The organism is Bacillus yunxiaonensis (genome assembly GCF_037104695.1).
Lineage (GTDB): Bacteria > Bacillota > Bacilli > Bacillales > Bacillaceae_G > Bacillus_A > Bacillus_A yunxiaonensis.
In genome coordinates, this window is record NZ_JBAWSV010000001.1 from 717,067 (window position 1) to 729,104 (window position 12,038).

A 12,038-nucleotide genomic window follows, 5' to 3' on the forward strand; every position below is an offset into this window, starting at 1 on the left:
TCTTTCATTTTAATCACCTTTTAAAAAACGAACAGGCAAGGATGCAACATAACCGATATAAGAACATAGTTCTTTGAAAAAGAACGGTAACTCTGTGTCTAAACTACGATAAGCAGACGTTGGCGTTGGTGAAGAATATGCATCCATACCGAGATGCTTTGCAATTTGCATCGCTCGTTTCATATGAAGTGGATCACTTACAATTGTATACGTTTGTAAACCATGTTCTTTTCCAATCTGCAGAGCATTTTTTAAATTCTCCTCTGTATAACGTGATTCCGTTTCAATTAAAATATCTTCCTCTTTTACATTATGCTTTAATGCATATATTTTCGAAGTACGCGCTTCTTCTAATTCCGTTTCAAATTTCGTACCACCTGTAAAAATAATTTTTTTAACGTGCCCATTCTTATAAAGAGAAATGGCATGATTAATTCTCTCGCGTAGTACTGGAGACGGTTTTCCATTCCACGACGCGGCTCCTAATACAATCGCAGCATCCGTATCAACTCGATCTGTCTTAGAACGATAATGCCAAATATCATACGCCGCATAGCTCACAAATACAATAATTGAACCAAGTATAAATAAGAGTGCCTGTACCACCCTTATTTTTATACTTCTTTTTTTCTTCATAAAATTACAGCCTCCGTATTTCCTACATACTTTATATTAAAATTCGTTTAATCGAATGTTCATTCAATTTATTATTTGAATTGATTTGAAAGAAGATGTTTTCCCTCATAACAGTTCTATAAAAGAGTTTTCAATAAAAAGAGGTTTTTATATTTCACACTTACATTCGTGGTCTATTTATAATAATAACAACCTATATTTCTCTCAAATTCTCATACTTCTATATTGTAGCGAATTTCTTTAAAGAATGGAACGTTGAAACAAAAGTATATAAAATACGTAATCATTTTGTAAGAAAAATGCCTTCTACTTCCTATTATCAAGACCTAAGTTAAAAAAAGATAGATAAATAAAAGGAAAATATAAAAAAAGAGCCAGGCACCTGCAATAGTACCAGCTCATCATTCTTATGATTATCTTTTCTTGTTTTCGATATACATCGCCTTACCCTCGTGAAAAAAGCTCAAGGCAATGTTCATGTGTTCGAGCACTTCCTCTGGAATCATCCCTAATGACGCATGGTGCGGGTCTTTCTCGATCATCGTGATGTACTTCGCTTCTAAGAGTACACATTCTTGTGGTGTACGTGAATATCTCGTACACCCTGTATGTAAAAATACTCCCCGCCAATCGCCTGCACATAAAATGATTTGTTCATCATATGTTTCATTGGGATCTCGTTTTTGAAAAAATGCCCTTTTGCATCACTGCAAATTGCTAATGTGTTTGTAAGTTGTTTCATTACAATCACTCCTATCTTTGTTTTGCATTGCATGCGCAGTATACATCACAAATTCCATTTGTGTGTGTTTCTCCTAAAATTCTTCACATGCAGCCTTTCGATGAGAAATTCATGAGAGGGACATGAGAAAATTCTAATGAATGCCTTATAAATTTCGCATATATACATTAGGAAAGGATGGTGAGGGTTATGTCAGAAGAATTCAAGAACGAAACAAACGATTATGAGCAGGTGGAAGCAAATGAAGAAATGAAAAAAGAACTGAAGCAGGAATTGAAAGAAGAACTCATGGCCGAGCTTCACCGCGGTACGTACAAAAGTAAGAAAAAATGGAAAATAATTGGTTGCGCTTGTGCTACGTTGGTGGTAGGATTCGGTCTTGGTTTTGCGACTGGTCATGTCGAAGAGCATCATGAAGGATTTCATCACGGCAAACACGAGGAATGGAACGAATATAACAAACATTTCAACAAAGGAAAGCACGAGGACGGGAAAGAGCACAAAGAGAAGAATGATGTCCGAAAAGGGTAAGAGGCAGATATGAAACCCGATAAACCAGAAGAACAACCGAAGCAACCTGAACAAGATGCAAAACAACCAGCAGATGCTCCGAGATAAAAGTAGCAATAGAAAAAGCAATGGAAGAACGAATTCCATTGCTTTTTTAATTTTATTTCACTATTTTTTCGGTTCGTTCGCTACTCTTTCCATCCCAGCTCGCGAGCATTGCTGTCGTAGTAACTTCAGCACTCTTTACGGATGGATTCCAACATTTTATCTAATTCTTCTTTCGTATGTTCAATCTTTTCGCTTTTCAATGGCTTGCCCTTCCACATGAACCCTTGTATGTTTCTTGCAATACTCTCATAGCCTTGCATCAAATCTCTCGTACTCACAATAATCCCTACTTAATGGACATAAGTTAGAAGGCATTTCTCTTAAACTACTATTTCAAAATCCAATATTTCATATGATCTTCATGTAATACACAACAAAAACCTGATTTCTCTAACACTCTTGCAGAAGCAATGTTACTTGTTAAACATTCAGCTTTAATCGTCGTTACATTTTGCTGGTTTAATAACCATTGTACAAGGCCTTTTGTCATTTCTGTAGCATAGCCTTTTCCTTGGTAATCTGGAACAATACTATAGCCAATCTCAACAATACCATTTACATCTGGAGCACCCTTGCACCCCATATCACCAATAATTGTATTGTCTTCTTTATGAATTATAAGACCGCTCCATTGACTACTCTCTGGTTTTTCCTGTAAACGCTCTGCTTTCCACGGTAAAATTTCTGCATAATCAGGCATAGGCCACTGGTTAGAAATTTCATATGGTATTACTTTCGAAAGCTCCTCGCTCCCTTTTATTGTGGCCTCTACTAATTCTAATGTGAAAGAAATCATTTTTAAACGTTCTGTTTCTATATAAGGCATCTGCACCCTCCTACTTATATGTTGCACACATTAATTTATTTTCTAATCGTTCTTTTACACTTGGCCAATCTTCTGAGATAATACTATAAACAACAGCATCCCTCACATATCCATTTGGAAGTAGTCGTTCATTTCGAAGTATCCCTTCTTTAACTGCACCTAATCTTTCAATAGCGTGCTGTGACTTTTCATTCCGAGCATCTGTTTTAATTTGTACACGTAGCATGCCTAACTCTTCGAATGCATATCGAAGCATCATATATTTACACTCTGTGTTTACACTTGTTCTTTGCACGCTTGGACTATACCAAGTATGTCCGAGTTCTGTTGTTTTGTGTTTCTTTGATATGTTGTATAACCGTGTCGTTCCTACAATCTCATTTGTCGTTTGATCAATCACAATAAAAGGAAGGTCAACTCCCCTTTTATACTTTTCTACTGATTCTTCAACTAATCTTTCCATATCTTCCAAGCAATCCATTTTTGTTATTAAATATGTCCAAATATCTGGATGTTTTTCAATAATGGAGTACAATGAACATGCATCATTTATAGATAATAATTGCAACCTTGCTCGATCATATACAATTTCCACAGAACAGTCTCCTTTTCTTGCTATCTCAATTATATAATAATATTAATTATGCAAATTTTCAAAACAATAAACTTATAATTTACAATACACTTTAACAAACTATCGAGAACTTACACCACTGGAAAATCCCGAATTATACTCTCTTTACGATTTTTCATGAAATCTCTTCCCCACTGATGAAGTTCTTCAATTTTCCCTCCACAAGCATGAAAAAGCTTTATATATCGCCCAATCTCCCTTAATTTTATAAAGTATGGAATTTCTTTAAGCCATACCTCTTCCAAACAATTTTTAGCACGATATCCTTCCATAAACGATGTGAGAAATGTATTCGCATATGAACTCGAACTCACAATAGGAGATGCGTAAAATAATGCTACCGCAATATCATCAATAAACCATGAATACCTACAAGCATCAAAATCAAAAAGATAAATAGAATCCCCATCTATAAAAAAATTGCCGTAATGAAAATCCGCATGAATTAATCCATATGAATCAACTGAATACGGAAGTTCAGATACATATTCCAGCAAAGCAACATACCGTCTTATAATGTCCTTCTCAGATGTTGGCAAATCAATGCCCAATACTTTCTTTGTTTCTACTGACCAGTCTGACCTTCTTGTTATCAAGTCCTCATGAACATATTGCTTTGTGATATTATGCATTTTCCCCATAAACATCCCCATTCGCTTGAACAGGTTTTCACTTTGATCACTTCTCCTTACTGGACGCCCCTGCGCTCCTTTAAAGCAAACCGCAGTAAAGCAATTATCGGCCACAATTAATCGCTCTGCCAAATTTCCATCTAAGGAATGTATAGCCCTAGATATACGTAATCCCTTGCCATTAAGGAAATTAACCCATTGAACTTCCCCAATAATTTTTTCGAATTGTTTATGTAAGCTATTCGTTACACGCAGAAAATATTTGGCGCCATCTCGCTCGAAGGATCCAACTAAACTATGCTCTGAAAAATGTGTTATTTGAGTACCCTCAGACCGGATTCCAAACTTATAAGCAGCAGCATAAAAAACCTCCGTGTGATATTTCTCCAAATGGTATCCCTCCAAAACGATTTCCACCTCTATTCTTGATAATACCACAACAGGAAAAATGCGGAATATTCGAGGCCGACTCACCCAGAAATACTTCCATTTAATTCTACATTGATTCCTAAATGAAATAAAAAGGAAATAACACTGCATTATATATCATCGTTGGTCTGAATACATATCAGTTTTCTAGAAAAATATAACTTCAATTCTCTTTTAACGAATGATTTCAAGGGACTCCTTATGAAAGAGAGTGTCAACAAAATACAAATTTCGTAGGCTAAGGAATACAAAATCTTATTATTACCATATTGATAAACATACTTATGTGTTATAGGTTCTAAAAGCTAAAACTTTCTGGTTAACTGGACATTGACTTGTATACACAGTTTATAAACACAATTATAACTTAAGCTTGGAAACGTTGAGATATTTCTCGTTTACCAAGTGTTCATCACTATATGTTCTCTGAACACATATCTCTTAATTTATAGCTAACAAATCAATTTATGCCTAAACATACAATTTCTCAAAAATGGTTTTGCAACCCTTTTCACACCTTCAAAAGTAAACTTTTGAATAGAGGTTTACTTTCGTTTTCATCATAAAATATAAAAGACGATCTCACATTAACCGCCTTTCATCCTTAAAAATAACAAAAAATTATTTTATTTCATCTAACTTATCCCTTTTTCTAAGTAAATTAGTTTTTGTTACATCACTAGAGATAATAAATAAAAATAAGTTAACCAAAACTAAAATTACATCTATACAGATGACCCAAAAATCACTTTTTATAAAAGAGTTAGTCAAAACCAATATTAATAAGCTAATCCCTGAAATTAAACGTACTTTGTTTTGTTCTATTTTCAACATAAAATCATCTCCTTCTAACTATATTACACAACTCTTAATTCAATTAATATATATTAAACTATATATATTACACATAAAATGAAAGTAAATTTTTTATTAATAGTTTACTTTTAGTTTCTAAAATACAACCTCATAAATGTTAATATATATTATGTATGGAAAATATTAACTTTATAAAAAAGGGGAATATTATGACTGAAACAAACGAATCTTCAGAAGTAGATTTTAAAAAAGATGTGAAGTTTTCTATTATAATCCCTGCACATAATGAAGAAAAGTACATTAGAAAATGTTTGGATTCAATTGCAAAAGCATCAGAGGCATATAAAGATCAAACTGAAGTCATAGTTGTTTTAAATCGTTGCACAGATAAAACAGAGGAAATAGCAAAGTCGTATAACTGTATTACATTAAAAAATAACGATAAAAACTTATCCAAGATCCGAAATGCAGGGGCCGAAATAGCTAGCGGAGAAATAATCATTACTATAGACGCTGATACCCAAATGACAGAGTCTATGTTGTCTAATGCAGACAAATATTTAGCTTCAGGTAAATACATTGGCGGTGGGGCAACTGGAAAGTTTGACAGAATATCTTTAGGAATATTCGTTTCCGCAATATTAATAATAATCCCCCTTCTTTTTAAGTATGGAGCTATATCTGTAGGGATTTTTTGGTGCTATAGAAAAGACTTTATGGCAATCAACGGATTTAATGAAAACATGCTTATGGCAGAAGATGCAGATTTCGCTAAACGGTTAAAAAAATGGGGAAAGCAAAATAATAAGAAATTCGGTACAATTAAAAATGGAATGATAACTTCGACCAGAAGATTTGATAAATATGGAGACTGGGCTTTACTTAAAAATCCAAAAATAATCTTAGCCTATCTAAAAGGAAATGATAAAAAATACGCAGATAAAACATATTATGATAACCAAGAAAGATAATTGTGAAGATTCCTAAACAAATCATCATCAAATGAACTAGTGAAACAAGATAAATAAAATTTTAAAATAACTAAAAGAATCTTATTTATTTAGGATTCTTTTAGTTATTTTGAATGTAAACTTTTACATATTAGTTTACTTTCATTCCTTTGATTTTAATAAGTTTATATCGATTCATCCGTTTTCTCCAAAATCGCTGACGAAAGTATACATTCAAAACATAATAAAGTGAAACTTCCATAAGTGGGGGTTTTTTTTCATCCCCCACTTATGGAAAGCTCTCATCAATCGGGCTTTTACGGGCAGTTAACCCCCACCTATCGCTTCTCTCTAAATTTTGAGATGGGGGGCTTACTGCCCGTTAATGAGAAATAAATGTAAAACTGTAATCTGTTACTTCTTCATAACTAATTTTTTCATACAAATTTTTTCTATTTCCCATTCTTAAACTCTTGTTTAATGTTTTCTAACAATGTTTCTTCTGTAATTAAACGGAAAGCAGTTAGCGCTAACGCTTTTGCTCCAATGATTAATGCGTCATCTCCTCTTGCAGAGCGTGCTGCTTCTCGAAATGCATCTGTATGTGCAACTAAATCATCACGTCCAATTTTAATGTAAGGATGAATTGTCGGAATTACTTGGCTAACATTTCCGGCATCTGTAGAACCAATGCCGACACGTTCATCGCGGTGAACGTCTTCTCCCAATCCTTCTAGTTCTTCGGCAATTATCGCATTAAAAGCTTGATTAATTACTAAATTATCAATCTCATTTTGAAATTGTTCAATCTTTACTGTTGTACCAGCCGCAAGAGCGGCCCCCTGTGCAATATTACGTATCTTTTCTGTAATTTCGGTGCATCGTTTTCTCGTTTTTGCTCGAATAAAGAAACGAGCTGATGCATAATCCGGGATAATATTGGGCGCTTTTCCTCCATCTGTAATAATCCCATGAATACGCACGTCTGCAGGTAATTGTTGACGAAGTGCATTAATACTATTAAACAATTGAATAACTGCATCTAATGCATTAATTCCTGCTTCTGGAGATGCAGCAGCATGAGCTGGTTTACCGTAAAAATGAAAATCTAGTGGATCTAATGCAAGGGATGGACTAGTTGTTGCTGTTTTCCCGCTTGGATGAATCATAAGTGCTGCATCAATATCTTTAAACAAGCCTGCTTTTACATAACTTCCTTTTGCACTTCCGTTCGGTCCTCCTTCTTCTGCCGGTGTACCAAACACAACAACTTCTCCGCCAATTTCTTCAATCACCTCTGATAAAGCAATTGCCGCAGCTGTACTAATTGTTCCAATTAAATTATGTCCACAGGCATGACCTAAACCTGGAAGTGCATCATATTCTGCTAAAAAAGCAATTGTAGGTCCTTTCTTTCCAGAACTTTTTCTTGCAATAAAACCCGTTTCATGGCCAGCGATATGATGTTGAAGTTGAAAACCAGCACTTCCTAGCAATAAACTAAGCGTTTTTGATGCAAAAAACTCCTGATTCCCTATCTCTGGATTATCATGAATAGCATGACTCGTTTTCACATAAATCTCTTTTTGTTCCTCGATACTTTGTACAATTTTATTCCGATGTGTAGTAATTTGTAAAACTCCCATTTTGCATTCCCCTTTCAATATGTTAAATAAAAAAACCTCTTTCTAATAGATAGAAAGAGGCCTTAAAGTATACACAATAAATCTATGCCATCTTTCTTATCTTTCAAGCCTTGCACTTGCTGGAATTGGCACAGTATTCATAATGAATCCGCTGCCGAGGCTTCAAAGGGCCAGTCCCTCCACCTCTCATGATAAGAAATTACAAGTATTCGTATTTGAATTTGTTAAATTATTTTCATTCTAATTTTATTACATTTAAAAGTCAAGAAAATTCTATATTTTTATATCTAAAAATCCTTTTAATACTCCAATTGTTTGCGGAGCTTGTAGTCTCGCTACAATATATGGAAACTCCGGACTGCCATCAAATATCATATGAGCTGTTAATGGAGCACCTACCCACATTATTTCATCATCAATGATAACAAATGGCATCACTTTGTTTTGGCGACGTGCTTGTACGTTTTTTATTGGAATTGCACCTTCTGTATATATAATAACAGATGCTTCTGCACGTACTAACGCTTGCCAAATCCTCTTATCCATACGGCTTGAATTCGGGATGGACACAATAATTTTCTTTTTTGCTGAAATAATATCTTTTAATAATACTTTCGTTTCTTCAGCGCTTGTTTGTACAAACCATCGCAATCTCTTTGTAATTTTCCGCTCTAGAAACGTTCTTGATGTTGTACGATCATATACATTTCCTTGCCTTTGTAGGTGCTGTGTTAAATGAGATAAGGCTTGTTTTCGCGAAAGGTTTTGCTTCATATATTGACAATCTGATAACTGAATAAACTTCCCTCTTGCTCTTGTTACTGCAACATTAACAAGTCGATGGTTTTTTTGATCAAAAAACAGCACACCTGGGCGTTCTTGCGGATAACTATCAACTGTATCAAATAAAATCATATCACGTTCAGATCCTTGAAATTTATGAACGGTCGCTGCTAGTACAGGTGTATTTTTGAACTTTGTTTTTTGAAGAAATTCACGGATACATGTTGATAAAAAACGGGCCTGAGCACGATATGGTGTAACGATACCAATTGACGGTATTCCATCCATCAAGCCAATTAACATAAGTTGCATCGCTATTAGACCTGAAAAAATATTATAACGTGAGCTAGAGACAACATCTTTTAATGAATAAGCTCCGATATTACTTGTATCTAGTAAAACTGCTGCCTCCCTCATGAAAGGCTGTAAGTTTGCAATATCGTTACGGGATGTGACTGATGAATGGTCGAACACTTCATTTTTATAAATAAATTCATTTGTAAAACTTGAAATATGCGGATGCATACGGCGCTGCTCTTGCAACATGTATAAATTCGGGTGCTTTTTATGATCGTTTACAGATTCTACTATACCCGCATGATAAAACACATCTTCTTTTAACCATTTGTTCACAAGTTCATGATTTGATAAAGCAATCGGTGGTAATTGTAGAAAGTCGCCGCAAACGACAATTCGCTTTCCTAAAGAGGCTGCCAATGCTATTTGCGGAACATATGCCATACTCACTTCATCCACGACTACAAGGTCAAACGTTCTTTCGTAAACAAGCGAATCGATTGCACATTTCGATAATGTTGCCCCAATGACTTTTGCATTTTCAATATACTCTTTTTCAACTTCTTTCACTTTTGCTTTTTGCTTTCGAAGTTCTCCTTCTATTTCCTGCATTCTTTTCTTTTCAGAAGAAGTCGCTTTGTAAGAAAGGATTTTTTGTCTTAATTCTTGTCTTAATTCTTCTAAATACAGCCGTTCTTCTTCCCATTCTGCATTTGTCGATTCAACTAATCGCGTGGTAAGTAACGTTTCATGATCGCGAATTTGTTCATTTTGACTAAAACCATAGCGAATAACGTCTCCTGGTACCCATTTTTCTTTTTTCTCAATTTGCTTTGTTACTTCGCTCATTAATACATCAACTGCTGCATTACTATGAGCTAATACAAGAACAGATTTTCCACTTTGATAATGAGCTGCAATAATTCGTGATAAATTGTATGATTTTCCTGTTCCTGGCGGTCCCCAAATGTACGTTGTTGCATTATAAAAAGCACGGTATGCAAGTTCATTTTTCGCTTTTTTCATTTTCATAATATGCTTTGGTGTACTATCACCTTGTAATAACCGTTTCACGCGCTGACGTCTTTGTTTATCTTTTCTCACTTCTTTTAAACGCTCTTGCAATTGCTCTAACAGTTGCCACGGTTCACTATATAACGCTGCTTCATTTATATGGTGCTGCATGTAACAATTAAGTTTCACTTCAATCTCTAGTCCTTGAACAGATAGCACTTCCCCTGTTGCTTCGTCACCGTCAAATTCAATCCGAATTGGTGTTCCATCCGGTAAACTTACTTCAGAAATAAGCTGGAATATATATACACTACTTTCATAGTCTGTATATAGAAAACGTCCATTTATAATTGATAGTTTACTTCCACCAACCGTTTTCCAATGTTTAATTTCATATGCTAACGCTTGATGCCACTCTTTCATCGTCTCTGTTAATGAAGGAGTTTGCGTAGGTGTAATCATATCTATGTCTCCTTCCTCTACCTTAAAAAACATACTTTCTCACTATACCACAAATCATAGCTTATCCCTATTGCTGTTTCATTAGCAGCTTTATCTCATACCTTTAAATAAGATATAATAAAAAGAACTACTAGAAATCCTCAAAATCTATCTTAATAAAAAAGGTGATATTATGAGAATTAGTGAAACAAATAATTATGAAATAATTTCAAAACTAAATGAACCTGTACAAAACTTACATGCATCATTATATCCTGAACATTTTCACCCTTATCGCTACGATGCTGTAAAAGATTTTTTTCAAAATATGATTGATAGTCCTAGTTTTATTTTTTTACTGTTAGAAGAGTCTAATCAAACTGTCGGATATGCATGGTTAGAGATTAAAAGTTATCCAGGCAATGCTTTCAAAAAAATATATACATCTATATACATACATCAAATTAGTGTCCTAGAAACATATAGAAATAAAGGCTATGGCACACAATTACTAGATTACATTTACAAAATTGCAAAAAATAAAAACATAAGCATGATAGAACTTGATTATTGGCTGGCTAATACTACGGCTAAACAATTTTACGCAAAAAATGGATTTGATCTATATCGTGAATTCGTTTATAAAAAAATATAATATCATGATTTTTCATATCCTCTGTATCTAGAACTAATATTACATAATACTTTTATTCCAATATCTCTAATTAAAATCCAGAATCTTCACTATTATCATTAAATATGAATACATACGAAAGCAAAAGACTTATCGAAGTTTTAAAGAACTAAAACAAGCTGTAGACGAGTATATTCACTACTATAATCTGAACGGATAAAACCAAAATTGAATGGGTGTAGTCCTGTTGAATATCGTCTGATGAAAGTTGCATAGGAGATGAGAATTTGAAATCGACATTAATTATTCTTCGAGGAAACTCTGCAAGCGGTAAGACAACAATTGCGAAGGAACTACAAGAATATTTCGGTCAAGGGACGCTTCTGGTTTCTCAAGATGTGGTTCGCAGAGAAATGTTGAAAGTTCATGACACAATAGGCAATCTATCTCATGATTTAATTCGACAAATTACTGAATATGGAAATGGGAAATGTGGATTTGTCATTTTAGAAGGAATACTAAGCAATCGAAAGTATGGCGATATGTTGAGAGAATTAGTGGATTATTTTGATGGTAACGCATATGCATATTATTTCGATTTATCACTCGAAGAAACAATTAGACGACATAATTCTAGGGATAAAAGAAATGAATTTGGAGAAGATTTATTGCGCCAATGGTATACTCCACATGATATCATTGAGGTTAAAAGAGAAAGAATCTTTACAGATGATATGACGCAAAAAGAAATATTCAACATAATTCTTAACGACGTCAAATAATGAAAATCGGAGTGGAAATCTCCACTCCGAAAAAAGTCTAACTTTTGGAGGCAGTATAACTTGCTCCTTTTTTATTATTTACTAAGTGTATAATGAACCGCTAAATGGTACAGTTATTATTTTGTATCTCCAAACCAAAACCATTACATAATTCAGAA

At 34.2% G+C, this 12,038-nt stretch carries 14 protein-coding genes and 1 riboswitch; of the genes, 5 read left to right on the forward strand and 9 right to left on the reverse strand.

Features of this window, described 5'->3' with window-relative positions:
- Positions 1-9 precede the first annotated feature (9 nt).
- Positions 10-636 (reverse strand): YdcF family protein, encoded by a 627-nt coding sequence (locus tag WAX78_RS03575; RefSeq protein WP_336480905.1) that lies wholly within the window; start codon positions 634-636, stop codon positions 10-12.
- A 559-nt stretch (positions 637-1,195) separates the two neighbouring features.
- The gene (locus tag WAX78_RS03580) at positions 1,196-1,378 is read right to left on the reverse strand and encodes a hypothetical protein (RefSeq protein WP_336480906.1); all 183 of its coding nucleotides are present in this window, start codon (positions 1,376-1,378) and stop codon (positions 1,196-1,198) included.
- A gap of 189 nt (positions 1,379-1,567) precedes the next feature.
- Between WAX78_RS03580 and WAX78_RS03585 the strand changes: the two genes are divergently transcribed.
- The gene (locus WAX78_RS03585; protein ID WP_336480907.1) at positions 1,568-1,909 is read left to right on the forward strand and encodes a hypothetical protein; all 342 of its coding nucleotides are present in this window, start codon (positions 1,568-1,570) and stop codon (positions 1,907-1,909) included.
- 212 nt (positions 1,910-2,121) lie between these two features.
- Here the strand turns inward: WAX78_RS03585 and WAX78_RS03590 are convergent, their stop codons facing one another.
- From WAX78_RS03590 to WAX78_RS03610, 5 genes are all read right to left on the reverse strand, one after another.
- Positions 2,122-2,274, reverse strand: a complete 153-nt coding sequence (locus WAX78_RS03590; RefSeq protein ID WP_336480908.1) for a hypothetical protein — start codon at positions 2,272-2,274, stop codon at positions 2,122-2,124.
- Positions 2,275-2,324: 50 nt separating this feature from the next.
- The gene (locus WAX78_RS03595) at positions 2,325-2,822 is read right to left on the reverse strand and encodes a GNAT family N-acetyltransferase (RefSeq protein ID WP_336480909.1); all 498 of its coding nucleotides are present in this window, start codon (positions 2,820-2,822) and stop codon (positions 2,325-2,327) included.
- A gap of 10 nt (positions 2,823-2,832) precedes the next feature.
- Positions 2,833-3,417 (reverse strand): GNAT family N-acetyltransferase, encoded by a 585-nt coding sequence (locus WAX78_RS03600; protein WP_336480910.1) that lies wholly within the window; start codon positions 3,415-3,417, stop codon positions 2,833-2,835.
- Positions 3,418-3,527: 110 nt separating this feature from the next.
- Complete coding sequence (locus tag WAX78_RS03605) at positions 3,528-4,478, reverse strand: phosphotransferase enzyme family protein (RefSeq protein WP_336480911.1); 951 nt, start codon at positions 4,476-4,478, stop codon at positions 3,528-3,530.
- Positions 4,479-5,138: 660 nt separating this feature from the next.
- Positions 5,139-5,351, reverse strand: coding sequence for a hypothetical protein (locus WAX78_RS03610; protein ID WP_336480912.1), 213 nt, complete (start codon positions 5,349-5,351; stop codon positions 5,139-5,141).
- Positions 5,352-5,542: 191 nt separating this feature from the next.
- Here WAX78_RS03610 and WAX78_RS03615 point away from each other — a divergent pair, with 191 nt between their 5' ends.
- Complete coding sequence (locus tag WAX78_RS03615; RefSeq protein WP_336480913.1) at positions 5,543-6,304, forward strand: glycosyltransferase family 2 protein; 762 nt, start codon at positions 5,543-5,545, stop codon at positions 6,302-6,304.
- A 431-nt stretch (positions 6,305-6,735) separates the two neighbouring features.
- On the opposite strand, the gene WAX78_RS03620 is transcribed toward WAX78_RS03615, so the two are convergent.
- Together WAX78_RS03620 and WAX78_RS03625 are read right to left on the reverse strand one after the other, a co-directional pair.
- Complete coding sequence (locus WAX78_RS03620) at positions 6,736-7,929, reverse strand: M20 family metallopeptidase (RefSeq protein ID WP_336480914.1); 1,194 nt, start codon at positions 7,927-7,929, stop codon at positions 6,736-6,738.
- 93 nt (positions 7,930-8,022) lie between these two features.
- A riboswitch (SAM riboswitch) is annotated at positions 8,023-8,127 on the reverse strand.
- Positions 8,128-8,202: 75 nt separating this feature from the next.
- Complete coding sequence (locus WAX78_RS03625; protein WP_336480915.1) at positions 8,203-10,485, reverse strand: AAA domain-containing protein; 2,283 nt, start codon at positions 10,483-10,485, stop codon at positions 8,203-8,205.
- Between the two features lie 172 nt (positions 10,486-10,657).
- Here WAX78_RS03625 and WAX78_RS03630 point away from each other — a divergent pair, with 172 nt between their 5' ends.
- From WAX78_RS03630 to WAX78_RS03635, 3 genes are all read left to right on the forward strand, one after another.
- A complete protein-coding gene (locus WAX78_RS03630) occupies positions 10,658-11,119 on the forward strand; it encodes a GNAT family N-acetyltransferase (RefSeq protein ID WP_336480916.1) in 462 nt (153 codons plus the stop codon).
- 97 nt (positions 11,120-11,216) lie between these two features.
- Positions 11,217-11,318, forward strand: coding sequence for an IS3 family transposase (locus WAX78_RS25140; protein WP_413789166.1), 102 nt, complete (start codon positions 11,217-11,219; stop codon positions 11,316-11,318).
- Positions 11,319-11,385: 67 nt separating this feature from the next.
- A complete protein-coding gene (locus tag WAX78_RS03635) occupies positions 11,386-11,880 on the forward strand; it encodes a kinase (protein WP_336480917.1) in 495 nt (164 codons plus the stop codon).
- Positions 11,881-12,038: the final 158 nt, after the last annotated feature.